Source organism: Arthrobacter sp. KBS0703, from assembly GCF_002008315.2.
Taxonomy (GTDB): domain Bacteria; phylum Actinomycetota; class Actinomycetes; order Actinomycetales; family Micrococcaceae; genus Arthrobacter.
The window spans coordinates 3081000-3102609 of the sequence record NZ_MVDG02000001.1 but is presented as its reverse complement, the minus strand read 5'-3'; the positions used below and the strand labels follow the sequence as shown (position 1 = coordinate 3102609).

At 67.3% G+C, this 21610-nt stretch carries 18 protein-coding genes, 2 pseudogenes and 2 riboswitches; of the genes and pseudogenes, 12 read left to right on the top strand and 8 right to left on the bottom strand.

Annotated elements, in window-relative coordinates; translation table 11 throughout:
* The 4 genes and pseudogenes from B1A87_RS14400 to B1A87_RS14385 form a co-directional block, all read right to left on the bottom strand.
* Positions 1 to 714, bottom strand: coding sequence for a response regulator transcription factor (locus tag B1A87_RS14400; RefSeq protein WP_078028513.1), 714 nt, complete (start codon positions 712 to 714; stop codon positions 1 to 3).
* Positions 715 to 775: 61 nt separating this feature from the next.
* The gene (locus tag B1A87_RS14395; protein ID WP_078028514.1) at positions 776 to 2422 is read right to left on the bottom strand and encodes a DNA repair helicase XPB; all 1647 of its coding nucleotides are present in this window, start codon (positions 2420 to 2422) and stop codon (positions 776 to 778) included.
* 16 nt (positions 2423 to 2438) lie between these two features.
* Positions 2439 to 4942, bottom strand: a pseudogene (locus B1A87_RS14390) (helicase-associated domain-containing protein).
* Between the two features lie 10 nt (positions 4943 to 4952).
* The gene (locus B1A87_RS14385; RefSeq protein WP_078028516.1) at positions 4953 to 5186 is read right to left on the bottom strand and encodes a hypothetical protein; all 234 of its coding nucleotides are present in this window, start codon (positions 5184 to 5186) and stop codon (positions 4953 to 4955) included.
* A 182-nt stretch (positions 5187 to 5368) separates the two neighbouring features.
* Between B1A87_RS14385 and B1A87_RS14380 the strand changes: the two genes are divergently transcribed.
* Complete coding sequence (locus tag B1A87_RS14380; protein ID WP_078028601.1) at positions 5369 to 5752, top strand: cold-shock protein; 384 nt, start codon at positions 5369 to 5371, stop codon at positions 5750 to 5752.
* Between the two features lie 7 nt (positions 5753 to 5759).
* Positions 5760 to 6326, top strand: coding sequence for a DUF3027 domain-containing protein (locus B1A87_RS14375; protein WP_078028517.1), 567 nt, complete (start codon positions 5760 to 5762; stop codon positions 6324 to 6326).
* A gap of 317 nt (positions 6327 to 6643) precedes the next feature.
* Here the strand turns inward: B1A87_RS14375 and serC are convergent, their stop codons facing one another.
* Complete coding sequence (gene serC / locus B1A87_RS14370; protein WP_078028518.1) at positions 6644 to 7774, bottom strand: phosphoserine transaminase; 1131 nt, start codon at positions 7772 to 7774, stop codon at positions 6644 to 6646.
* Between the two features lie 342 nt (positions 7775 to 8116).
* Between serC and B1A87_RS14365 the strand changes: the two genes are divergently transcribed.
* From B1A87_RS14365 to B1A87_RS14325, 10 genes and pseudogenes are all read left to right on the top strand, one after another.
* Entirely contained in the window at positions 8117 to 8812 is a 696-nt protein-coding gene (locus B1A87_RS14365; RefSeq protein ID WP_078028519.1) for a metal-dependent transcriptional regulator, read from the top strand.
* A gap of 135 nt (positions 8813 to 8947) precedes the next feature.
* Positions 8948 to 9191: riboswitch (cyclic di-AMP (ydaO/yuaA leader) on the top strand.
* 4 nt (positions 9192 to 9195) lie between these two features.
* Positions 9196 to 10017, top strand: coding sequence for a M23 family metallopeptidase (locus B1A87_RS14360; protein WP_078028520.1), 822 nt, complete (start codon positions 9196 to 9198; stop codon positions 10015 to 10017).
* Between the two features lie 115 nt (positions 10018 to 10132).
* Positions 10133 to 10326: riboswitch (cyclic di-AMP (ydaO/yuaA leader) on the top strand.
* A 52-nt stretch (positions 10327 to 10378) separates the two neighbouring features.
* Positions 10379 to 11059 (top strand): C40 family peptidase, encoded by a 681-nt coding sequence (locus tag B1A87_RS14355; protein ID WP_078028521.1) that lies wholly within the window; start codon positions 10379 to 10381, stop codon positions 11057 to 11059.
* 99 nt (positions 11060 to 11158) lie between these two features.
* A complete protein-coding gene (locus B1A87_RS14350) occupies positions 11159 to 11926 on the top strand; it encodes an NlpC/P60 family protein (RefSeq protein ID WP_078028522.1) in 768 nt (255 codons plus the stop codon).
* A 223-nt stretch (positions 11927 to 12149) separates the two neighbouring features.
* Entirely contained in the window at positions 12150 to 12650 is a 501-nt protein-coding gene (locus B1A87_RS14345; protein WP_078028602.1) for an HNH endonuclease, read from the top strand.
* Positions 12651 to 12674: 24 nt separating this feature from the next.
* Positions 12675 to 13181, top strand: coding sequence for an NTP transferase domain-containing protein (locus B1A87_RS23315; RefSeq protein ID WP_313902478.1), 507 nt, complete (start codon positions 12675 to 12677; stop codon positions 13179 to 13181).
* Between the two features lie 146 nt (positions 13182 to 13327).
* Positions 13328 to 13678: a DUF6457 domain-containing protein gene (locus B1A87_RS23310; RefSeq protein ID WP_221937585.1), complete on the top strand. Its 351-nt coding sequence runs from the start codon at positions 13328 to 13330 to the stop codon at positions 13676 to 13678.
* Positions 13675 to 15093, top strand: coding sequence for a molybdopterin molybdotransferase MoeA (locus B1A87_RS14335; protein WP_078028523.1), 1419 nt, complete (start codon positions 13675 to 13677; stop codon positions 15091 to 15093). The genes B1A87_RS23310 and B1A87_RS14335 overlap by 4 nt, the downstream gene beginning before the upstream one ends.
* A gap of 76 nt (positions 15094 to 15169) precedes the next feature.
* Entirely contained in the window at positions 15170 to 16042 is an 873-nt protein-coding gene (fdhD, locus tag B1A87_RS14330; protein ID WP_078028524.1) for a formate dehydrogenase accessory sulfurtransferase FdhD, read from the top strand.
* Between the two features lie 177 nt (positions 16043 to 16219).
* Positions 16220 to 19254 (top strand): annotated as a pseudogene (locus B1A87_RS14325) (alpha-mannosidase).
* A 45-nt stretch (positions 19255 to 19299) separates the two neighbouring features.
* Here the strand turns inward: B1A87_RS14325 and B1A87_RS14320 are convergent.
* From B1A87_RS14320 to B1A87_RS14310, 3 genes are read right to left on the bottom strand one after another with little or no spacing between them, the layout of a single operon-like run.
* Complete coding sequence (locus B1A87_RS14320; RefSeq protein ID WP_078028526.1) at positions 19300 to 20124, bottom strand: amino acid ABC transporter ATP-binding protein; 825 nt, start codon at positions 20122 to 20124, stop codon at positions 19300 to 19302.
* Entirely contained in the window at positions 20111 to 20776 is a 666-nt protein-coding gene (locus tag B1A87_RS14315) for an amino acid ABC transporter permease (RefSeq protein ID WP_078028527.1), read from the bottom strand. Before B1A87_RS14315 ends, B1A87_RS14320 begins: the two co-directional genes overlap by 14 nt.
* The gene (locus B1A87_RS14310) at positions 20777 to 21592 is read right to left on the bottom strand and encodes an amino acid ABC transporter substrate-binding protein (protein WP_078028528.1); all 816 of its coding nucleotides are present in this window, start codon (positions 21590 to 21592) and stop codon (positions 20777 to 20779) included.
* Positions 21593 to 21610 lie beyond the last annotated feature (18 nt).

The following is a 21610-nucleotide window of genomic DNA, read 5'->3' as shown; positions in this document are numbered from 1 at the left end:
TCAGCGCTTTTCTGCTGTCCGCAGCACGTAGCCGACGCCGCGTTTGGTCTGGATCAGGGCCGGGGCGTCGGGATCGATGTCCACCTTGCGCCGCAGGTAGGAAATGTAGGACTCCACGATCGAGGCGTCACCGTTGAAGTCGTACTCCCAGACGTGGTCCAGGATCTGGGCCTTGGAGAGCACGCGGTTGGGATTGAGCATCAGGTACCGCAGGAGCTTGAACTCGGTGGGCGAGAGCTCAATGACCGTTCCGCCGCGGCGCACCTCGTGGGCGTCGTCGTCGAGTTCGAGGTCGTCAACGCGGATCACTGCCTCGTCGTCGTCCAGCAGCGGCTGGGTGCGGCGCAGCACCGCGCGGATCCGCGCCACCACTTCGTCGAGGCTGAACGGCTTGGTGACGTAGTCGTCGCCGCCCACGGTGAGTCCGGTGACCTTGTCTTCGGTGTCGTCCTTGGCGGTGAGGAACAGGACCGGGAAATGCTTGCCGGCGGCGCGGAGCCGCCGCGTCACCGTGAAGCCGTCCATGTCCGGAAGCATGACGTCGAGCACGGCGAGGTCCGGAGTGTGGGCTTCCGCGGCGGCGAGGGCCTCGCGCCCGTTGCCGGCGGACACGACCTCGAACCCGGCGAAGCGCAGCGACGTGGACAGCAGCTCGCGGATGTTGGGCTCGTCATCGACCACGAGGAGCTTTGCCTCGGCACCGTTCTTTTTCATATCTCCCATGATGCTCCCAGAGTCTGGGAGTTTTCTGGATGAAAGTTGTGTGTTGCGTGGGCTAGCTGGCCTTGTCCACGTCCTTGGCGTCCATGATCCGGTATGCGTAGCCCTGCTCGGCCAGAAACCGCTGCCGCTTGGCAGCGAAGTCCTGGTCCAGCGTGTCCCGGGCCACGAGCGAATAGAAGCGCGCCGCGCGGCCGTCCTGCTTGGGACGCAGCAGCCGGCCGAGCCGCTGGGCTTCTTCCTGCCGCGACCCGAAGGAACCCGACACCTGGATGGCAACGGATGCTTCCGGGAGATCAATGGAGAAGTTGGCCACCTTGGACACGACGAGCGTCTGGATTTCACCTGCGCGGAATGCATTGTAGAGCCTCTGGCGCTCCTTCACGGAGGTTTCACCCTTGATGACCGGCGCGCCCAGGCGCTCGCCCAGCTCATCGAGTTGGTCGATGTACTGCCCGATCACGAGCAGCTGCTCGCCGCGGTGCCGTTCCATCAGCTGCTCCACGACGAGGGTCTTGGTCTCGGAGGTGGCGCAGAGCCGGTACTTGTCGGCGTCCTCCGCCATGGCGTAGGCGACGCGCTCGTCCCGGGGAAGGTCCACGCGCACCTCCACACAGTCCGCGGGCGCGATGTAGCCCTGGGCCTCGATGTCCTTCCAGGGCGCGTCGTACCGTTTGGGTCCGATCAGGCTGAAGACCTCGCCCTCCCTGCCGTCCTCGCGTACCAGCGTGGCTGTCAGGCCCAGCCGGCGGCGGGCCTGGAGGTCCGCGGTCATCCGGAAGATCGGTGCGGGGAGCAGGTGAACCTCGTCGTAGATGATCAGCCCCCAGTCGTTGCCGTCCACCAGCTCAAGGTGCGGATACAGGCCGCCCCGCTTCGTGGTGAGGACCTGGTACGTGGCGATCGTCACCGGCCGGACTTCCTTGACGGCCCCGGAATATTCGCCAATTTCGGCCTCGGTCAGCGAGGTCCGCTTGAGCAGTTCGTCTTTCCACTGCCGTGCCGAGACGGTGTTGGTCACGAGGATCAGCGTGGTGGTGGAGCTCGTGGCCATCGCCGCGGCGCCCACCAGGGTCTTGCCCGCGCCGCAGGGCAGCACCACCACGCCGCTGCCGCCGGCCCAGAAGTTCTCGGTGGCCAGCCGCTGGTAGGGCCGCAGCTTCCAGCCCGACTCGTTCAGCATGATGGGGTGGGGCGTGCCGTCGACATAGCCGGCAAGGTCCTCTGCAGGCCAGCCGATCTTCAGCAGCAGCTGCTTGAGCTGACCGCGCTGGGAGGAGTGGACCACCACGGTCTCGCCGTCGATGCGCGGCCCCAGCAGCGGCTGGATTTTCTTGGCCCGGCTGACCTCCTCAAGTACGGGGTAGTCAGTGGTGCGCATGACCAGCCCGTGCTGCGGATCCTTTTCGAGCCTGAGCCGCCCGTAGCGGGACATGGTTTCCTCGATGTCGATCAGCAGCGAATGCGGCACCGGGAAACGGGAGTACTTGAGCAGGGTGTCGAGCACTTTCTCCGCATCCAGCCCGGCCGCCCTGGCATTCCAGAGCCCCAGCGGCGTGAGCCGGTAGCTGTGCATGTGTTCGGGCGCACGTTCCAGCTCCGCGAAGGCAGCGATGGCGTGCCGGGCCTCGGTGGCTTGTTCGTGGTCGACTTCCAGAAGGATGGTTTTGTCGCTCTGGACGATCAGCGGGCCGTCGTTCACGCTGCGAAAACCTTCACTAATGCGATTCCTCTGCTGTTTCGATGTCGATGATCCGGTGGATGGAGAGCACCCTTTCAGTGTCCTTGGCGGGGTCGAAGACCCGGACGCGTCCACCGGTTACAGAGACCGGAACAACGGTTTCCAGCCTCGCATTCCCCAGGCTGTCCACCACCTGTCTCTTATACACATCTAGATGTGTATAAGAGACAGGATAGCCCTCCTGAGCGTCTCGAGCCCCAGCTGCGTGGCTTCTTCGGCGCCGCCGGCGAAGGCCGGATGCGCGCCGTTGGCTCCCGTGCCGGCGTCCGCGGCGTGGCTGCGGAGCACCGCGAGCTGGGCGTCCACGTCCGCGTCCGCCGGGGCCGTGCGGGGCGCGCTGTACACGGGGCGGGTGCTGCCTTGAAGCGGCGCAGTACGGTTCAGGTGGACGACGGCGGATCCCGGGTCATCGACGGCGGGCGAAAGTCCCAGCCCCCGCAGCACCAACGCCGTCTGCCGGGGCGATGCCGTGGAAACCAGGACGGTGGGGGCGATCCGGACCAGGCCCAGTGACGACGCGGCGGCCTCGCCGGCCAGTTCGCTGAGGGCGGCCTCGTCGTCGCTCTGGATGAAGCTGGTTGCCGCGCCGACGCGCAGCTTGCCGTGCCGGGCGGCGGTGTCCTCCACGAGATACTGCAGCGGCTGCGGAACTGCGGTGGCCGAGTGCTGGCGGAGGAAGCCGAGGATGGCGGCGGCGTCCAGTCCCGAGTCCAGCGCACGCCGGATGGACGCCGCCGAGAACCGGTAGATGGTGGCTGGGCCCTGCCCTTCGGCGTCCGACATCCGCAGCAGTTGTTCGCTCAGCTCCGGGGCGAGGTAGCCCGGCGCCACGGCCGTGAGATCAGCCTGCAGGAGCACGTGGCTAAGCGCCGCGGGCAGGTGCTCGCCGAGGATGTTCATGGCGTCCTGCGGCGACTCCGCGGCGATGGCCGCGCCCAGCTGGCTGAGCGCGCCGGAGCCGATCAGTCCGAGCATTTCTGCCTCCGCAAGCACTCCCCGGATCAGCGAGCTGAACCGGCGGGCCATGCGCGGCTGGGACCACTCGGCGCGCTGCAGCACGGCCTCGGCGTTGAGGACCGGGGCTGTCCCGTCGGACGCTTCCGCTTCAAGGGTCAGCTCCTGCAGGATTTCCAGGATCCTCCTCCGGACGACGGGCGCATCGGTTCGCTGGGCCTCCGCGGAGAGCGCGTTGACCGTGGTGCCGGCGGCGGCCCGGTGGCCGGGCTGCCCGCCGGGCTGGCCGTTGATGGGCTGGCCCACCAGTGAGGGGGCGCGTTCGCTGGCCAGCCAGGCGTTGACCAGCCACAGCCACTGTTCCTGCCGTGGCAGTCCCAGCCACTCCAGGTGAGGGGCTGCACCCAGCAGGAGCTGTCCACATCCAGCCGGACCAGTCCGGACAGTGCACAGAACTCCAGCAGCACCGCGGCCAGCTGCTGATCGACCCGCAGGGAATCGGCAAGCCGCCGCATTTCGCGGATACCCACGCCGCCGCTCCGCAGCGTGGCCAGCGGCTGCATGCGGACGGCATGGAGCAGTTCGCCGGTGAGCCGCAGGGTCTCGGCGATGGCGCCGAGGGCGGCGTTGCGGCGCAGCGCGGCGGTGGTGGTGCCGAGCGTCGGCACCGGCGGAGTCAGTGAGAAATTGTCGATGACGGCGCCGCCCCGGAGCGACATGCCCACGCTGTGCGGCAGCTCCACGTGCGCGGCGTCCAGCGGCACCAGGAGGCCGCGCGCCAAAAGCCAGTCCACCGGCCCGACGTCGGACCCCTCGGCGGTCACGGACGCTTTCCGTTGCGCCTGGGGGACGGCACCCATGGCCCAGTTGCTGAACCTGGCGAGCAGCGCCGTCGTGCGCTCCGGAGCCGTGGCGAGGGCTGCCCGCAAGGATTCGGGGAGGACGTCCAGTGCTGCAGGGCCAGCGCTGCCTCCATGGGAGTGGTGGCCGCCTGGATGTCGGCCCTGCTGCGGTGCAGCTCGTTGACGAGCTGGACGACGCGCTGGGCGAAGGCCGCTGCAGCCGCACGAGTTCGGTATAGCTGCGACCCAGCCCGGCCGGATATATTCCGACGACGTCCTTGAGGCTGCCCACCGGGAGGTAGAACCGCTGCCTGTGCGCCGCCGGCCCGGCGCTGTGCGGCGGCTCGGCCCGGTGCACCAACGCCAGTTCCTGCAGCGACAGCAGTATCCGTTCAACGGCGGCCACGGTTGAACCGGCGATCAGCTTCTTGAGGACCGTGGCCGATGCGCTGTGGCCGGTGTCCGTGTTCGTGCACAGGTGGAGGGTCTCGAGGACCTGCATTTGGGGCCGGTTCAGCCGTTCCAGTGCGCGCTGCACGCTCACCCGCGCGCTGGCCCGGGCAGCCAGTGCCGCAAAGTCCGGAACGCCGGGGGACATCAGGTCCGGCCGCGCAGCGAACAGGGCCCGCAACGACTCATCGCTGCGTGCCTCCAGTTCCTTGCTCAGCGCACGAATGAGGGACATCAGTCCAACGTTACCGCCCGCCGGGGTTTCCCGCCCGGCGGCGGGCTGCGACGCCGTCGATTATCAGGATGAGCATCAGCAGGAAAGCCGCCGGAAGCCCGTAGAGCGCGGTGGAGGTGATCCACTGCGGCGCGGCCTGGCCGCTGAAGGCCATGGCCATCACCGTTCCGACGGCCACGAGGGAAAGCACTGCCAGGAGCGCTGCGGCGATCATCAGCGGACGCCGGAAACGCGTGGATATCATGCCGTAACGCTAACAGTCCGGCCGCAGCCGCGCCGCAAAGCAGGATAACGGGGCCAGTCAGGATAACCTTGAAGGAACAGACCAACATGGACCAGGACGTCATGCCCTGAACCCGCACATCAGTGTGGATGCGGTGATGACCGGACATGTCTCAGAACGTCAGAACGAAGAAGGTTGATTACGTGCCTACCGGCAAGGTCAAGTGGTATGACAAGGACAAGGGTTTCGGATTCCTCGCAGGCGAGGACGGGCAGGAAGTATTCCTCCCCAAGTCTGCCCTCCCCGAAGGCATCACGGAACTGAAGGCCGGCACCCGCGTTGAGTTCGGCGTCGCAGACGGCCGTAAGGGCGCCCAGGCACTGGGGCTGCGTGTCCTCGACAAGACACCGTCCATCGCCAAGGCAAAGCGTCCCAGCGCCAGGGACCTCGCTCCGCTGGTCCAGGACCTCGTAAGCGTCCTGGATAACCTGTCGGGAACACTGTCGGCGGGCAAGTACCCGGAGGGCAACAAGGGCAAGGCCATCGCCGCCGCCCTGCGTAAGGTTGCCGACGAGCTGGACGCTTAGGCCCCTGATGAACCCGGAACTTGAACAGGCCGAAGCCAAGGCGGAGTCCAAGGCGGAGTCCAAGGCGCCCAAACGGCGTGCCGGCGTCCCTGTGTGGCGCACGGGCAAGCCGGACGCCGTGCTGGCGGCGGCCGTGGACGTCGCCAGGGCCGCCGTCGAAGGCATCGCAAAGGCCTCCGAAATCGGCGACCACCTTGCCGCCCGCACTGAGGGTGACCGTGTGGTGACGCACCTCTTCGAATCGCGGCTGCCCGGCTACATCGGCTGGCAGTGGTACGCCGTCCTGACCCGCAACTCGCGGTCCAAGGTGATCACTGTGAACGAACTTGGCTTGCTCCCGTCCGAGGATTCAATCCTCGCGCCGGAGTGGGTGCCCTGGGCCGAGCGGGTCCGCCCCGAGGACGCCCGCGACGAGGACAGTTCTCCAGAGGAGGACGCTCCCGCGGACAGTGCTCCGGCGGAAAATGCTGGCGAGGAGGATGCTCCCGAGGACAGCGCTCCTGCGGAAAACGCTGCCGAGGAGAACGCGGCTGACGGCTCCGGCATCGTCCCGGAGAGTTCCGGGCAGGGCTGATCCCACCGTTGGGATCATCCGGGATTGAGTTCCACGAAGGCCGGCCATGATGTCCACCTTCAGATCCCTGCATATCCTCAACTACCGCATCTGGTTCGTCGGCGCGCTCATCTCCAACATCGGGACGTGGTCAGGGACGACCTCCTGCCCAACGCCGTGGTGCCCAACAGCGCATCCTTAAACGCCAACGGCGTCGCTCAGGTCGCTGCGCTGGTGCCCGCGCCGGAACGGCGGACGGCGCCGGCCGGGACGCAAGCCCGGACGGCGCCGTCGGACGCTGACGCCCAAAAGGCGCCACCGCATAGCTGGGGGAAGGGCTACTTCTTCAGCTCGCCCACCACAAAGTCGATGCATTCGAGCAGGGCGGTGACGTCCGAAGGCTCGATCGCCACGAAGGTGGCAATGCGCAGCTGGTTGCGTCCCAGTTTCCGGTACGGTTCAGTGTCCACGACGCCGTTTGCGCGGAGCACCTTGGCAATGGCGGCCGCATCGATGGAGTCATCGAAATCGATCGTGGCGATGACGTTGGAGCGTTCCGCGGCGTTGGCCACGAACGGCGTGGCGAACTCGGAGGCTTCTGCCCACTTGTAGATGCGGCCCGCGGAGTCGGCGGTGCGGCCGGCAGCGAAGTCGAGGCCGCCGTTGGCATTGAGCCACTGCACCTGGGCATCGAGGGTGACCAGCGTTGCCAGGGCCGGCGTGTTGTACGTCTGGTTCAGCTTGGAGTTATCGATGGCGGTCTGGAGGTCCAGGAAGTCCGGAATCCAGCGGCCGCTCGCCTTGATCCGGGCGGCGCGCTCCAGCGCGGCGGGGGAGAACAGGCCAAGCCACAGGCCGCCGTCGGAGGCGAAGTTCTTCTGCGGCGCGAAGTAGTAGACGTCCGTCTCGGCAACGTCGACGTCCAGGCCGCCGGCAGCGGACGTGGCGTCCACGAGCACCAGGGAACCGGTGTCCGCGCCGTTCACGCGCTTCACGGGGGCGGCGACGCCGGTGGAGGTCTCGTTCTGCGGCCAGGCGTAGACGTCCACTCCGGCCTCGGCCCGCGGTGCCGGGCATGTTCCCGGTTCGGACTTGATGATGGAGGATTCCGCCAGGAACGGGGCCTTGTTGGTGGCTGCGGCGAACTTGGAGCCGAACTCGCCGAAGGACAGGTGCTGCGCCTTCTCCTCCACCAGGCCGAAGCTGGCCACATCCCAGAACGCGGTCGATCCGCCCACACCGAGGACTACTTCGTAGCCATCGGGAGCGCGGAAGAAGGTGCTGAGGCCCTCACGGACCGATCCGACGAGGTTCTTGACCGGGGCCTGGCGGTGCGACGTTCCCAGGAGTGTTGTGGCGGCTGCGGACAGTGCCTCGATCTGCTCGGGCCTGACTTTGGAGGGTCCGGCGCCGAACCGTCCGTCCTTGGGCAGGAGGTTTGCTGGGATAGTGATGCTGGTGTCGCTCACAGTGGCTCCAATTTTCGGCATGGACATGCGGTTGGGCGGGGTCAATAGATGACCGGCGGGAGGCGTGGCTGCCCGCGAAGGCCCCTTTTATTCTGCCTGAGACCCGGAAATCCCGGGAAACGCACCCGTCACAGTCCAGTCATTGAGACAGGTCCGGGCACGACGGGGGATTATCCGGAGTAATTCAAAATAGGCTAAGCTTTGAATGGACGTACGGGTGGTCATGCCGGTGTTGCTCCGCCGTCGAACTGCGACCGCGGAGCAGGTTGCCGGAGCCCGCTACGGTGGGCCCGCGGTACGGTGGGACGGACACAAAGTACTGTGCTCGAGGAGCTGAGCTGAATGACGGATCTGATCGACACCACGGAGATGTATCTTCGGACCATTTTGGAGCTTGAAGAAGAGAACATCGTGGCGCTCCGGGCCCGAATCGCCGAACGGCTTCGCCACTCCGGCCCCACGGTGTCCCAGACTATCGGCAGGATGGAACGCGACGGGCTCGTGGTTGTTTCCGGCGACCGACACCTCGAACTGACCGAAACCGGCCGCAAGCGCGCCACCGAAGTCATGCGCAAGCACCGCCTTGCCGAGCGGCTCCTCGCCGATGTTATCGGCTTGGACTGGGCGTACGTCCACGACGAGGCCTGCCGCTGGGAGCACGTCATGAGCGAGCGTGTGGAGCGCAGGATCTTCGAACTGCTCAACCATCCGACGGAGTCGCCGTACGGCAATCCGATTCCCGGGCTGGCGGCGCTCGGCGGGCAGCCGTCGAACGCATTCTCGGACGGGGTCCTGAACCTCCTCGACGCCATGGCCGGCTACGGCCCGGACTCCCGCGTGACCGTCAGCAGGCTGGCGGAACCAATCCAGGTTGAACCGGAGCTGCTGGTCCAGTTGGACGAAGGTGGGATCCGTCCTGGCGCCGCGGTGTCCCTCGAGCGTGTGGGGGAGTACATCTCCGTGCGTGTCCCCGGGTTCGAAGGCGCACTGGAGCTGCCGCCCGAAGTGGCCGCCCACGTCTTCGTCCGCGTAGGCTAAACCCGCACCATGCGCGGGTTGTCTGACATCTGTTGGCAGGACGCCCTACAACTTTTGCACAGGCAAGATAACGGAATTATTACCGTGCAGCTTAATCACCTATAGTTAAAAGGCAGCGCCGATACTAAAGCGTTACCTGATCTGGAGCCGAACTCTGCCAGCGGATCAGTAGCACGAAGCACCTACTGGCAGAGGCGGGGGAACCACAAGCGGCTGTTGAAACAGCCTTGGGGTGAAGTCCGCAGCAGCAAGCCACTTTCCGCAGAAGGAATCTCCCGGGATACCCCTGCGCCGAAAAGGCTTGTCACGGCGGACCGGGTCGATGAACTCTCTGACCCGAATCCGACAGCTAACTTCGCAGGCTATCCAGAGAGGAAACGTTCTTGACCATGCAGCATGCCCGGGGCCGCCGCCGCGCGACCGGTCCCGCTTCGGAGCCGCGCCTCCCTGAAGCCTTCTCCGCGGAACGCCCCCGGGATGCGCAGCGCGAGGCTCGTCGGCGCCGGGGCCCGTTCCGCCAGGTCACGGACTTTGCCGCAGCCAGCGGGGTGGGCCAGAAAGCCGGAGTCGCCCTCGCTGCCACCGGTCTCCTGCTGACCGTCACGGTTCCCGCCACCAGCCCCGTCATGGCCCTGGGGGAGAGTTCCTCGCCCGCCTCTTTTGCCTCGCCTGCCCAGCCGGAAGTCTCCGCTGAGGCCGCGGCCAAGGTGGACTTCAGCCGCACTGCCGTGTCCACCCAGGGTGACCCCGACGGCAAACTCAAGCAGCTCCTGAGCGCTCAGTCCGCCGGCAGCATTTCCCGCGCCGCGTCCGCAGGAACCCTCGGATCACCCCTCGAAACCCTGGTCAAGTCCTCGCCCTTTGGCTACCGCGTGAGCCCCATTACGGGCGGCGTGGGAGAGTTCCACCGCGGCCAGGACTTTGCGGCCCAGTGCGGCACGTCTGTGTTCGCGGCCGCCAGCGGCACTGTCACCTTCGCGGGCTGGCACCCTTACGGTGGCGGCAACCGCGTTGTCATCAACCACGGCAACGGCCTGGAGACGACGTATAACCATCTGTCGTCATTCAGTGTCGAGGTCGGCCAGAAGGTCTCCAGGGGCGACGTCGTGGCCCTTAGCGGGACCACCGGCGCCTCCACCGGCTGCCACCTCCACTTCGAGGTGATGGTCAACGGAGACGTCGTTGACCCCACCGGCTGGCTCTGAGCCAAAGCCGATGGAGTGCTCTCTCATTCTTGTGACATGCCGTGACCTGAATGTGACATTCGCTCCGAAGTCCTGTACCGTCTAAACCGCGTCAACTTTTCCGAAGTTGACGCTCTTGAGTGGATTGCCTAACTCTGCCACCGCTCAAGGTCCGTTCGCATTACATCGTCTGGCAGAGGCGGGGGAACCAATTTTGGTCTTCGCAAGAAGACCTTGGGGTTAAGTCGCAAAGCTTCCCAGGAAGCAGAGCGGCCGGGTGACTCCCATCCGAATCCGACAGCTCACCTCGTAGGCATTGGGAGAGGCTACCTTCGTGTCTTCACGCCACAATCTTGCGCGCCACCGTGCGCAAACGGTTCGTATGAACCCGTTGGACTCCGTGTCCAAGGCAGTAAGCGTCAATGCTGGCACAGTAGGTCGCCAGGCAGCTGTCATCGCAGCTGCTTCAGGGCTCATCCTGAGCATTGGCATGCCGGCTAACGCCGCCGACGCCAACATCGGTGTCTCCGCCTCCGCGGAGTCCGGTTCCCAGACCACGCAGCTTGCCGTGACCGCCGCGCCCACCGCCACTGTCTCCTTCGAGCGTCCTGCCGTCACCACCGAGGCAGCCCCCGTCACCGAAACCCTCGCCGCGCAGTCCAGCGACGAGACCGCGGCTGCGGGGTCCATCACCGCGAAGGCTGACAAGCTGACCGACGCCGCGAAGTCCGCTGCGGCTTCGGGGCTGGCAGCCATCGCGTACACCGGGATCGGCCACCCGTACGTCTGGGGCGGCACCACTCCCAGCGGCTGGGACTGCTCCGGCTTCACCCAGTGGGTCTACGCGCAGGCCGGCATCAGCATTCCCCGCGTCAACGCGTGGAACGCCATGACGCCCACCTCAACGCCGGCTCCCGGCGACCTGGTCATGCAGAACGGCGGCGCCCACGTGGGCATCTACGTCGGCAACGGCATGATGATCAGCGCGCTGAACCCCTCGGACGGCACCATCCTGCACGCAGTGTCCGCCACGGGCACGTCCTCGTTTTACACCCTTCGCTAAGAACCCCATTCGAGACGATCCGGCATACCCCCAAGATGCCGGCGCGTCGCTAAACCACGGCCTGCTACCGCGGTCCGTGGAACACGAAAGAGAGAAATCATGACTACACGTGCGACCATTGCACGCCACCGCGCCGAGGTCACCAAGACCAACTCGCTGGCCGTCATTGCCAAGGCTGTCGGCGACAACGCCGGTGGAGTAGGCCGCCAGGCCGCAGTTATCGCTGCTGCTTCCGGACTCGTTCTGACCAGCGGCATCGCCGCCAATGCCGCGGAGACCAACGTTCAGCGGGAGTCCGCTCCGACGTCGGCCCTTGAAGTTCAGTCCGCAGCGCCGGCAACCATTTCCGCCGCTTCGAGCATCGCTATCTCCTACGAGAAGCCTGCTGTTTCCACGACGCCGGCTCCCGTCGAGGCTCCCAAGCCTGTCGTCCAGGTCCAGGAAGCGGCACCCGCGGCCGACGCGACTCCGGCAGTGGATGCCAACGCCGCCGTCACCGCCTCCACTCCGGCGGCGCCGAAGACCAAGGCCGGAAGCGGCATGGGCGCTTCGATCGCCGCTGCTGCCTACGCGCAGCTGGGTGTTTCGCAGGACTGCACCGCGCTGGCGACCAACTCCCTCGCAGCCGTGGGCATCAACTACCACGGCTGGCCGGCAGGTTACCTGTCCCTCGGCCGTACGGTCAGCGCTGCTGAAGCCCAGCCGGGCGACCTCGCATACTACGAAAACGGCGGCATGGGCATGGCCCACATCGCAGTTTACGTCGGCAACGGCCAGGCGGTGCACGGCGGCTGGAACGGCGGAACCACCGCACTGTTCAGCGTCAACGTCGGCTCCGGCCCGGTCTTCATCCGCGTCGGCGGCTAAGGCTAAAGCCCAAGGCTTCCAAAGGACCCCTGCCACTGCGGCGGGGGTCCTTTTGCGTTCCCGCCTGCCCCGTACGCTCCGACACGGGACGTCCGTCCGCGTCCCCGATTCGCTCATCTGCCCTGTCAGTGTTTACTCTTGTGGTGTCGATCCATAGCCCGGACAAGCAGAGGGCAGCCGGCCCTCGCGCCTCTGCCGGGTGCGGCCGTGAAGAGGTATGTGCATGCGCACTCTCGTTCTGAATGCTGGATATGAACCGCTGGCGGTAGTCACCTTCCGCCGGGCGCTGGTCCTTGTGCTCACCGGAAAAGCAAGCGTGGTGGCCGAAGGCGAGGATCCTGTCGTCGGGCCGCAGGACATCATGGGCCGTCCGTCCGTGATTCTCCTCAACCGCTATATCCGGCCCCGGTACAACATGATCACCGCCGTGAGCCGCCGCGGCGTCCTCCGCCGGGACGGCCACCGGTGCGCGTACTGCGGCAAGGCAGCACACACCATAGACCATGTCCACCCGAAGTCCCGGGGCGGTGCCGACTCCTGGGAAAACCTCGTCGCGGCCTGCCTCCGCTGTAACAACGTCAAGGGTGATCACACCCCCGGCGAAATGGGCTGGAAGCTCCGGTTCGTGCCGGCGCCTCCCGTGGGCACCATCTGGCAGATCAAGGAACTGGAGAAGCCCACGCCGGCGTGGGATCCGTTCCTGCTTCCGGAGACTGCCGCCTGACCTGCTCCGCATTACGCTGGGTACGTGGACTTTGATGCGATAGTTCTGGCAGGCGGCCGCTCCTCACGGCTGGGCGGCACGCCCAAGTCCGCGTTGATGTACGACGGCGCCACCCTCCTTGAGCGGTCAATCGCCGCTGCAGGCGGCGCGAGGCGCATCGTGGTGGTGGGCCCGGAACCGGCCGACCTCCCGGCCGGCATACTGAGCTGCCGCGAGGATCCGCCGTTCGCCGGACCGGCGGCAGCCATCGCCGCCGGCCTGGCCGGCCTTCGGCGCGCCCGGGCGGCCGACGAGGACGATGCCGCGCTGGTCCTTGTCCTGGCATGCGATATGCCGCGGGCGGCCGACGCCGTCGGCGCGCTTCGGGGCCGCTGCTGCCGCCGCGGCCGGCAGCGTCTTGGCATCGTCCCCGGACGGCCGTCTGCAGCCGCTGGCCGGTTTTTACCGCACAGCTGCGCTACAACGCGCCGTCGACGACGCCGAGGCCGCCGGGAGTCTGACGCACGGGTCAGTTTTCGCTCTCCTTGCTAGGCTTGACGTGCAGGCTGTCATGGTCCCTGCCGGCTCCACGGATGACGTGGATACCTGGGACGATGCGGCCGCACTAGGAGTGGCTGCACGGGGGCAATGATCCGCCTCCGCAGCGCCGCAGCGGCAGTCGAGTTTTGGAGGCAGGCATGAAAAGCCAGGACGAAACCCTTGAGGAGTGGTGCCGGCTGCTGCTTCGTGCCTTCGAGCTGGAGGACGTTGACGTGGACATCAACGAGGTCCTGTCCCTCGCCGGGGTTGCCGCGCATTCGGTTGTCCGGCCGGCCGCCCCGCTGACCACCTTCATTGCCGGCTTTGCTGCCGGCCTGGCGTCAGGTTCGGACCGCGCCACTGATTCCACGTCGATGAAGGCCGCCATGGATGTGGCCCGTACCCTGTCCCAGGCATACGCGGCGGACGAGTCGCTGGGCACCGCCGTTCCGCCCGCAGCCGGCGGGACAGCCGGCGTTGCGGCTCCCAGCGGGACACCGGGGGAATGACAGCCCCTCCCGAACCGCCTTCCGCCGACGCCGCCCCGGAGGCTGACGAGCCCGCCAGGCACCTGGCACATACCTGGGAAGAAGCCCGGCAGGCAGCCTTTGACTGTGCTTCCCCCATCCCACCGGGTCCAGTTCCGCTGCGCTCGGCCTTGGGACGGACTTTGGCCGCCGACGTCACCGCGCTGCAGGACATACCCCACTACGCGTCCTCCGCGATGGACGGATGGGCCGTCAACGGCACAGGGCCGTGGATCCTGGCCGACCCGGGTCAACGGCTGGCTCCGCACCAGGCAAGCGTCATCGTGACAGGCGGGCTCATTCCCCCCGGCGCCAAGGCCGTGCTCCGCAGCGAAAGCGGCGTCATGTCCACAGACGACGAGGGCCTGCCCGTGCTGGCTCTGGGCGGCACGGCCCGGCCAGGCGAACCCCGCAACGGCCAGCACGTCCGCAAAGCCGGGGAGGAAGCCGCCGAAGGCGATGTCCTGGTCAAGGCCGGCACCACGCTGAATCCCGCACAGCTGGCCCTGGCCGCCCTCGCGGGTTACGACGACGTTGTGGTGCTCGGCAAGCCGGTGGTGAAGCTCGTACTGACGGGCTCCGAGGTGGTGGACCACGGCCTGCCGGTCCCGGGACAGGTGCGGGACACCTTTGGCCCGCAGCTGGCCTCGGTGGTGGAAATGCTGGGCGGGCTCTACGCCGAGCAGGTCCGGATCGGCGACAGCTACGGCGAGTGGCTTGAAGCGCTCGAGGACGTCGGAACCGGGGGCGTCGGAACCGGGGCACCCGTCCCGGGTGACGCCGCGGCACCGGGCCTGCCACCCGACGTCGTGATCACCACCGGAGGCACCGGACGGTCCGGGACCGACCATTTCAGGCGTGCCGTGGCGGAACTTGGCGGACGGCTGGTGATCGACGGCGTGGCCATGCGGCCGGGACACCCGGCCGTCCTTGCCGAGCTCCCGGACGGCCGATTCGTGCTGGGACTGCCAGGCAACCCGCTGGCGGCCATGATGGCCCTGTCCACGGTGGGCGCACCGCTACTTGCCGCACTGGGTCACGGGGCCATGCCGCCCGTGCGGGACGTTCCCTGCGGAACCATGATCGACCCCGACCCCGGAAGGACCCGGCTCATGCCGTTCCGGCTCCTGTACGGCATGGCCTCTCCTGCCCAGCACACGGGCCCGGGCATGATGCGGGGCTTGGCCTCCGCCGACGGCGTGATGGTGGTCCCGCCGCACGGTGTGCAGCTGGGCGAAATGGTCCCCGCCTTTGCCCTGCCCTGGGGACCCGCCATCCCCGAACCGAAGACGGCTGAACCCAAGCCCAAGGCGCCCGCACGGAAAGCGGGGAGCAGGTCCGCCGGCAAACCGGCGGCGCAGGACGGCCCCGTGGACTGGAGCGCGCTGCTGGACTGAGCCCGTGAACGTTGGTGTATGGCCGCCGCGCTTGCAATGATGGACGCATGAACAGCCAAACAGCAGGGGTGGTCCGATGGGGCGCGTGACGCAACGACGCAAGGTGCACCGCTACGTCATGGACGGCTCGCCGGCGGCACGTGAATTTCCCGTACGGCACCGGGAAGACGTGCTGGCCGTGGAGGAGCCCCTGGAGATCCGGCTGGGCGGTCTGTCCTTCTCCGTAACCATGCGCACGCCCGGGGACGACTTCGATCTCGTGGCGGGCTTCCTGGTATCCGAGGGAGTCATCTGGGACCCGGACCAGCTGATCTCGCTGAGGTTCTGCGCGGGGGAGGACGAAGACGGCGTCCAGACATTCAACGTAGTGGAAGCACAGCTCCGGCCGGACGTCGCGCTGCCGGACACGGGGCGGCATGTGTACACGTCCAGTTCCTGCGGCATCTGCGGCACGGACTCGATCGACGCCGTCCGGAAGTCCTCGCATTTCACCCCGGCAGAGGACACACTGACGGTGCCCCTCGGGACGCTCGCCTCCCTGCCGGACCTGCTCCGTGAGGCCCAGACCGTCTTCGAAGCCACCGGCGGAGTGCACGCCGCCGGCCTGTTCAGCATTGACGACGACGGCGGTGCCCGGCTTCTGTGCCTGCGGGAGGACGTGGGCCGGCACAACGCGGTGGACAAGGTGGTGGGCTGGGCCCTGCGGGAGCGGCGGCTGCCGCTCAGCGGAACGGTGCTCCAGGTGTCCGGTCGGGCGTCCTTCGAACTCGTGCAAAAAGCGGCGCTCGCGGGGATTCCCGTGCTTGCCGCCGTGAGTGCCCCGTCCAGCCTGGCCGTTGAGCTCGCCGAGTCCACCGGCATCACCCTGGCGGGCTTCAGCCGGGGGACCAGCCTGAACGTTTACGCGGGTTCCGGGCGCATCGCCATGCCCGCGCCAATGCCCCGGTAGCGGCCCGGGACCCTTGGCTATTGCACCGAGACGCAGTAGATTTTATCCATCGAATGGACACGTTGATCCGCTTTCCAAGGCAGTTTGCCTGCCCGGATTCCAGCTGACCGCGACGCCCATGCCCGCAACGTAAGCCAGCACTGCGCGCTCCAGCTTCAAGCATTAAAGAGGAACACATTGCACGACGACCGCCGGATCACGGAAGTCCGTCTCGACCGCTTTCTCCGCGAGCGGATCACTCCAGCGATCTACACGCGAAGCACACCGCTCAGCCTCACCAGCTGGGACGTCCCGGACGAACCGGTCCCCGTGATGGAGGCGCTGCGGCAGGAGTTCGGGCCCCAGGAACACGGCGCCCCCTGGGGCCGTCCGTGGGGCACCAAATGGCTTCGGCTCCAGGGCGAGGTGCCGGATTCCTGGGGTATTGCGCCGGACACCGAGGTGGAGATCGTGGTGGACCTGGGGTTCACCACGGAGATCCCCGGATTCCAGTGCGAGGGGATTGCCTGGCGGCCGGACGGCAGCATCATCAAGGCCATATCCCCGCGCAACCAGCACATTCCGCTGAAGCTCCTGGGCAGCGGCATGGCAGTGGACTTCTATGTGGAAGCGGCAGCCAACCCCGACGTCGCCCAGGGCTGGAGCTTCGCCGCAACCCCCTACGGGGACAAAGCAACGGCGGGGACCCAGCCGCAGTACCGCCTGGGCAGCATTGCCGTTGCCGAGCTGAACCGGGCCGTGTGGGAACTCCAGCAGCTGTCTCTTATACACATCTAGATGTGTATAAGAGACACGAGCTGCCCACGGAGCTGCCGCGGCGCCATGAGATTCTCCGCGCCCTGGAACGGATGATGGACGTCATGGACCCGGACGACGTCGCGGGCACGGCCGCGGCCGGCCGGGCAGCCCTGGCCGAGGTGCTGGCGAGGCCCGCCTATGCCTCGGCCCACCAGCTGCTCGCCACCGGCCATGCGCACATAGATTCCGCCTGGCTGTGGCCCGTCCGGGAGACCATCCGGAAATGCGCCCGGACCTTTTCGAACGTGGTTGCCCTCATGGATGAGGATCCCGACTTCGTGTTCTCCTGTTCCTCGGCCCAGCAGCTGGCCTGGATCAAGGAGTTCTACCCGGAACTGTTCGCGCGCATCCGCGAGAAGGTCAGCTCCGGCCAGTTCGTCCCCGTGGGCGGCATGTGGGTGGAATCGGACACCAACATGCCCGGCGGGGAGGCCATGGCCCGGCAGTTCCTCGAAGGCAAGAGCTTCTTCCTTGACGAGTTCGGCGTCGAATGCAGGGAAGCCTGGCTGCCGGATTCCTTCGGCTACTCCGCCGCCCTGCCGCAGATCGTCAAGGCCGCCGGCAGCGAGTGGTTCCTCACCCAGAAGATCTCCTGGAACCAGATCAACCGGATGCCGCACCACACCTTCAACTGGGAGGGGATCGACGGCACGCGGCTGTTCACCCATTTCCCGCCCGTTGACACCTACAACTCCGAGCTGAGCGGCAGGGAGCTCGCCCACGCCGAGCGCAACTACCGCGACCACGGGCACGGCACCATCTCCCTCGTCCCCTTCGGCTACGGCGACGGCGGCGGCGGACCCACCCGCGAAATGCTAGCCGCCGCCCACCGGACGGCCGATCTGGAGGGCTCGCCCAAGGTCCGGCTCGGGAGCGCCGGCAGCTTCTTTGAGCAGGCCCAGGCCGAGTACACCTCCCTGCCCGTCTGGGTGGGGGAGATGTACCTGGAACTGCACCGCGGCACGTACACCAGCCAGGCCCGCACCAAGCAGGGCAACCGGCGCAGCGAGCACCTGCTGCGGGAGGCCGAACTGTGGTGTGCCACTGCGGCCGTCCGCTCAGGCGGCCGGTTCGCCTACCCGGCGGCCGAACTGAAGCGGCTGTGGCGGCTGGTGCTCCTGCAGCAGTTCCATGACATCCTGCCCGGCAGCGCCATCGCCTGGGTGCACCAGGATGCCGAACGGAATTACGCCGCCGTGGCCAAGGGCCTCGAAGCGGTCATCGGCCAGGCAGCCGCGGCCGCCCTCGGCGAGGGCAGCGACGAGTTCCTGCTCAACGCCTGTCTCTTATACACATCTGGCGTTCCCGCGCTCGCGGCCGCGCCGGCCGTCCGGCCCGTCCAATCCGTCCGGGTTGCCTCGCAGGACGGCGGCTTCGTGCTGGACAACGGCATCATCCGCGCCGTGCTGGATGACAACGGACTGCTGATCTCGCTGCGGGACCACGCCAGGGGCCGCGAGGCCATCGCCCCGGGACAGTTCGGAAACCACCTGGAACTGCACCGCGACACGCCCAACGAATGGGACGCCTGGGACATCGACGAGTTCTACCGGCGCAACGTCACCTCCCTGACCGACGCCGCCTCGGTGCGGCTGGAGCAGCCCGGCACGGACGCCGTCGTCGTGGTGGAGCGGCTCTTCGGTGCCTCCCGGATCACGCAGCGCATCACGCTCGCCGCCGGCAGCGCCGCCCTGGGGATCTCCATGGAGGTGGACTGGCAGGAGCGTGAGAAGCTGCTCAAGCTGGGCTTCCCGCTGGACCTCCGGGCGGACCGCTCAGCCTCGGAGACGCAATTCGGCCACGTCTTCCGGCCCACCCACGTCAACACCTCGTGGGAGGCTGCGAAGTTCGAGATCTGCGCGCACCGCTGGATCCACGTGGCCGAGCCCGGCTACGGTGTGGCCATCGCCAATTCCTCCACCTACGGTCACGATGTCGCCCGGAACATCAGGGACGACGGCGGCACCACCACAACCGTCCGGCTCTCCCTGCTGCGCGCGGCGAAGTTCCCGGACCCCGAGGCCGACCGCGGCCGGCATGTGCTGGACGTATGGATCCGCCCGGGCGCCGGCATCGCCGATGCCGTTGAGGAGGGTTACCGTGCCAACCTTGCGCCGCGGACCGTCAAGGGCGGGCACCCCGTTGAGCCGCTCTTCTCGGTGGACAACAGAGCCCTGGTGATCGAAGCCGTGAAGCTGGCCGAGGACGGGTCCGGTGACGTGATTGTGCGCCTGTACGAATCGCTCGGCGAACGCTCCGCCGGGCGGCTCACCGCGAACTTCCCCGCGGCCGGAGTGCGGGCGGTGGATGTGCTCGAGCGGCCGGTCGACGCGCCCGGCGTTGTGGCCGGCCAGGACTCGGCGGAACTCACGCTGCGCCCGTTCCAGCTGGTTACGCTACGGTTCGCACGCTAAGCGCGCGGCCGGAAGGCTCTGCCCGGACTCGGCCGGAAGTAGCGGTCAGAATTCGTGCAGCAAGCGCCGGACGAACTGCCTGGTGCGCTCCTGGCGCGGCGCCCGCAGCACTTCGGCTGCGGGTCCGCGCTCCACCACCAAGCCGCCGTCCATGAAGATGACTTCGTCGGCCACCTGGCGGGCGAAGGCGAGCTCGTGGGTGACGATCACCATGGTCCAGCCTTCCTCGGCGAGTTCCTGGATGACGCCCAGCACCTCGCCCACCAGCTCCGGGTCCAGGGCCGAGGTAGGTTCGTCGAACAGCAGGAGCTGCGGCTTCAGGGCGAGGGCGCGCACGATGCCGACGCGCTGCTGCTGGCCGCCGGACAGCTCGAACGGGTAGGCGTCGCGCTTGTCCGACAATCCCACCCGGGCCAGCAGCTTCTCCGCGTCAGCGACGGCGTCGGCGCGCTTGCGCTTCTGCACCTGCACGGGGCCCTCGATGACGTTCTGCAGGACGGTCATGTGGGGAAACAGATTGTAGTGCTGGAACACCATGGCGCTGCGGTCCCTGAGGTCCGAGACGTCCTTCTTGGACACCTTGGCGGAGAAATCCAGCGCCAGGTCCGTGCCGGTGGACGTGTCCGCGAAGGTGACCGTCCCGGCGTCCGGCGTTTCCAGCCCGTTCAGCGAGCGGAGCACGGTGGTCTTTCCGGAACCGGACGGCCCGATCAGGGCCACCACGTTCCCGCGGCGCACGTCAAGGTCGATGTCCCGGAGGACCACGTTGCTGCCGAAGGCCTTGGCCAGATTGCGGACGGACAACACCGGCTTGGCCTTCGGGGCGGTGCCGCTGGCCGGCGTGTCCCCGGGCTGGCTAGTGGGCGACATAGCGGTCCAATCTCTTTTCGAGGGCGGATTGCCCGGTGGACAGCACGAGGCAGATGACCCAGTACACCAGCGCGGCCTCCAGGTACAGCGCCATGAACTCCTGGCTGAAGGCCGCGATCTGCTGGGCGTTGCGGAAGAGCTCCGTCACCAGGATGAGCGAGGCAAGCGAGGTGTCCTTGACCAGGGAGATGAAGGTGTTGGACAGCGGCGGCACGGAGACCCTGGCGGCCTGCGGCAGGATGATCCGCCGCAGGGCCTGTCCGCTGGACATCCCGATGGTGTGCCCGGCTTCCCACTGGCCCTTGGGCACGGACAGGATGGCGGCCCGGATTACTTCGGCGGCGTAGCCGCCGACGTTCAGGGAGAACGCGATGATGGCACTCGGCCACGGGTCCAGCTTCACCCCCAGGCTCGGCAGGCCGTAGAAGATCACGAAGAGCTGCACCAGGAGCGGCGTGCCGCGGATCACCGAGACGTAGAACCTCGCAGCCCCGGACACGAGGGCGTTCCGGCTCAGCCGCATGAGCGCCACGAGCAGGGCCAGGGCCAGGCCCAGCGCGAACGAGGCCAGGGTCAGGGGAATGGTCCCGGTGACGGCCCCCGTGACGATGGGGCCGAAGGAGCTCCAGACGAGGTCCCAGTTGAACGGCATCTACTTGGTGACGTCCGTGCCGAAGTACGTCTCCGAGATCTTGGCCAGCGTGCCGTCGGCGCGGAGGTCGGTCATGGCCTTGTCCACGGCGGCGGTGAGCTCCGTGGATCCCTTCCGGAAGACGAACGCGCTTTCCGACTTGTCCTTGGTCTCGGCGGCAATCTTCAGGCCGGCGTCCGGATTGGTCTTGGCGTAGTCGAGGTAGGTGAGTTTGTCGTTGACCACGGCGTCTACCCGGCCTTGACGGAGCAGCGCCACAGCCTGGGCCCAGCCCTCCACGGCCTGGACGTTCGCGCCGGCATCCACGGCCAGCTTGTAGAAGTTGCTGGTGAGCGACTGGGCGGTGGTCTTGCCCTTGAGGCCCTCGAAACTGGTGATGGAGCTGTTGTCAGCCTTGGTCACCACCACGCCGTTGGAGACCGTGTACGGTGCGGAGAAATCGTACTTGGCTTTGCGCTCGGCGTTGATGGAGATCTGGTTCGCGATGGTGTCGAAGCGCTTGGCGTCGAGGCCGGCGAAGATGCCGTCGAACTGGGTCTCCTGGAAGGTGGCCTTCACGCCGATCTTGTCCGCGACGGCCTTGGCGATCTCAACGTCGAAGCCGGTGAGCCCGCCGGCACCCTCCGCGTGGAAGCTGAACGGCTTGTACGTGCCCTCGGTGGCGATCACGAGCTCACCCTTGGACTTCACATCGCTCAGCGACGTATCCGAGCTGCTGGCGGCCGGCGCCTGTGAACCGCCGCAGGCCGACAGGGCGAGCGCCAGGCCGGCGAGGGTGGCTGCGATTGCGGTGCGGCGGGAGTGGACGCGGTTCATGGCGGGGACCTTTTTCTT

Coding starts and splice junctions, on each gene's coding strand:
- B1A87_RS14400 (WP_078028513.1), bottom strand. CDS start 714: ATGAAAAAGAACGGTGCCGAGGCAAAGCTCCTCGTGGTCGATGACGAG.
- B1A87_RS14355 (WP_078028521.1), top strand. CDS start 10,379: ATGAACCCGTTGGACTCCGTGTCCAAGGCAGTAAGCGTCAATGCTGGC.
- B1A87_RS14375 (WP_078028517.1), top strand. CDS start 5,760: ATGAACCCGGAACTTGAACAGGCCGAAGCCAAGGCGGAGTCCAAGGCG.
- B1A87_RS14345 (WP_078028602.1), top strand. CDS start 12,150: ATGCGCACTCTCGTTCTGAATGCTGGATATGAACCGCTGGCGGTAGTC.
- B1A87_RS14365 (WP_078028519.1), top strand. CDS start 8,117: ATGACGGATCTGATCGACACCACGGAGATGTATCTTCGGACCATTTTG.
- B1A87_RS14310 (WP_078028528.1), bottom strand. CDS start 21,592: ATGAACCGCGTCCACTCCCGCCGCACCGCAATCGCAGCCACCCTCGCC.
- B1A87_RS14320 (WP_078028526.1), bottom strand. CDS start 20,124: ATGTCGCCCACTAGCCAGCCCGGGGACACGCCGGCCAGCGGCACCGCC.
- B1A87_RS14385 (WP_078028516.1), bottom strand. CDS start 5,186: ATGATATCCACGCGTTTCCGGCGTCCGCTGATGATCGCCGCAGCGCTC.
- B1A87_RS14335 (WP_078028523.1), top strand. CDS start 13,675: ATGACAGCCCCTCCCGAACCGCCTTCCGCCGACGCCGCCCCGGAGGCT.
- B1A87_RS14315 (WP_078028527.1), bottom strand. CDS start 20,776: ATGCCGTTCAACTGGGACCTCGTCTGGAGCTCCTTCGGCCCCATCGTC.
- B1A87_RS23310 (WP_221937585.1), top strand. CDS start 13,328: ATGAAAAGCCAGGACGAAACCCTTGAGGAGTGGTGCCGGCTGCTGCTT.
- B1A87_RS14350 (WP_078028522.1), top strand. CDS start 11,159: ATGACTACACGTGCGACCATTGCACGCCACCGCGCCGAGGTCACCAAG.
- fdhD (WP_078028524.1), top strand. CDS start 15,170: ATGGGGCGCGTGACGCAACGACGCAAGGTGCACCGCTACGTCATGGAC.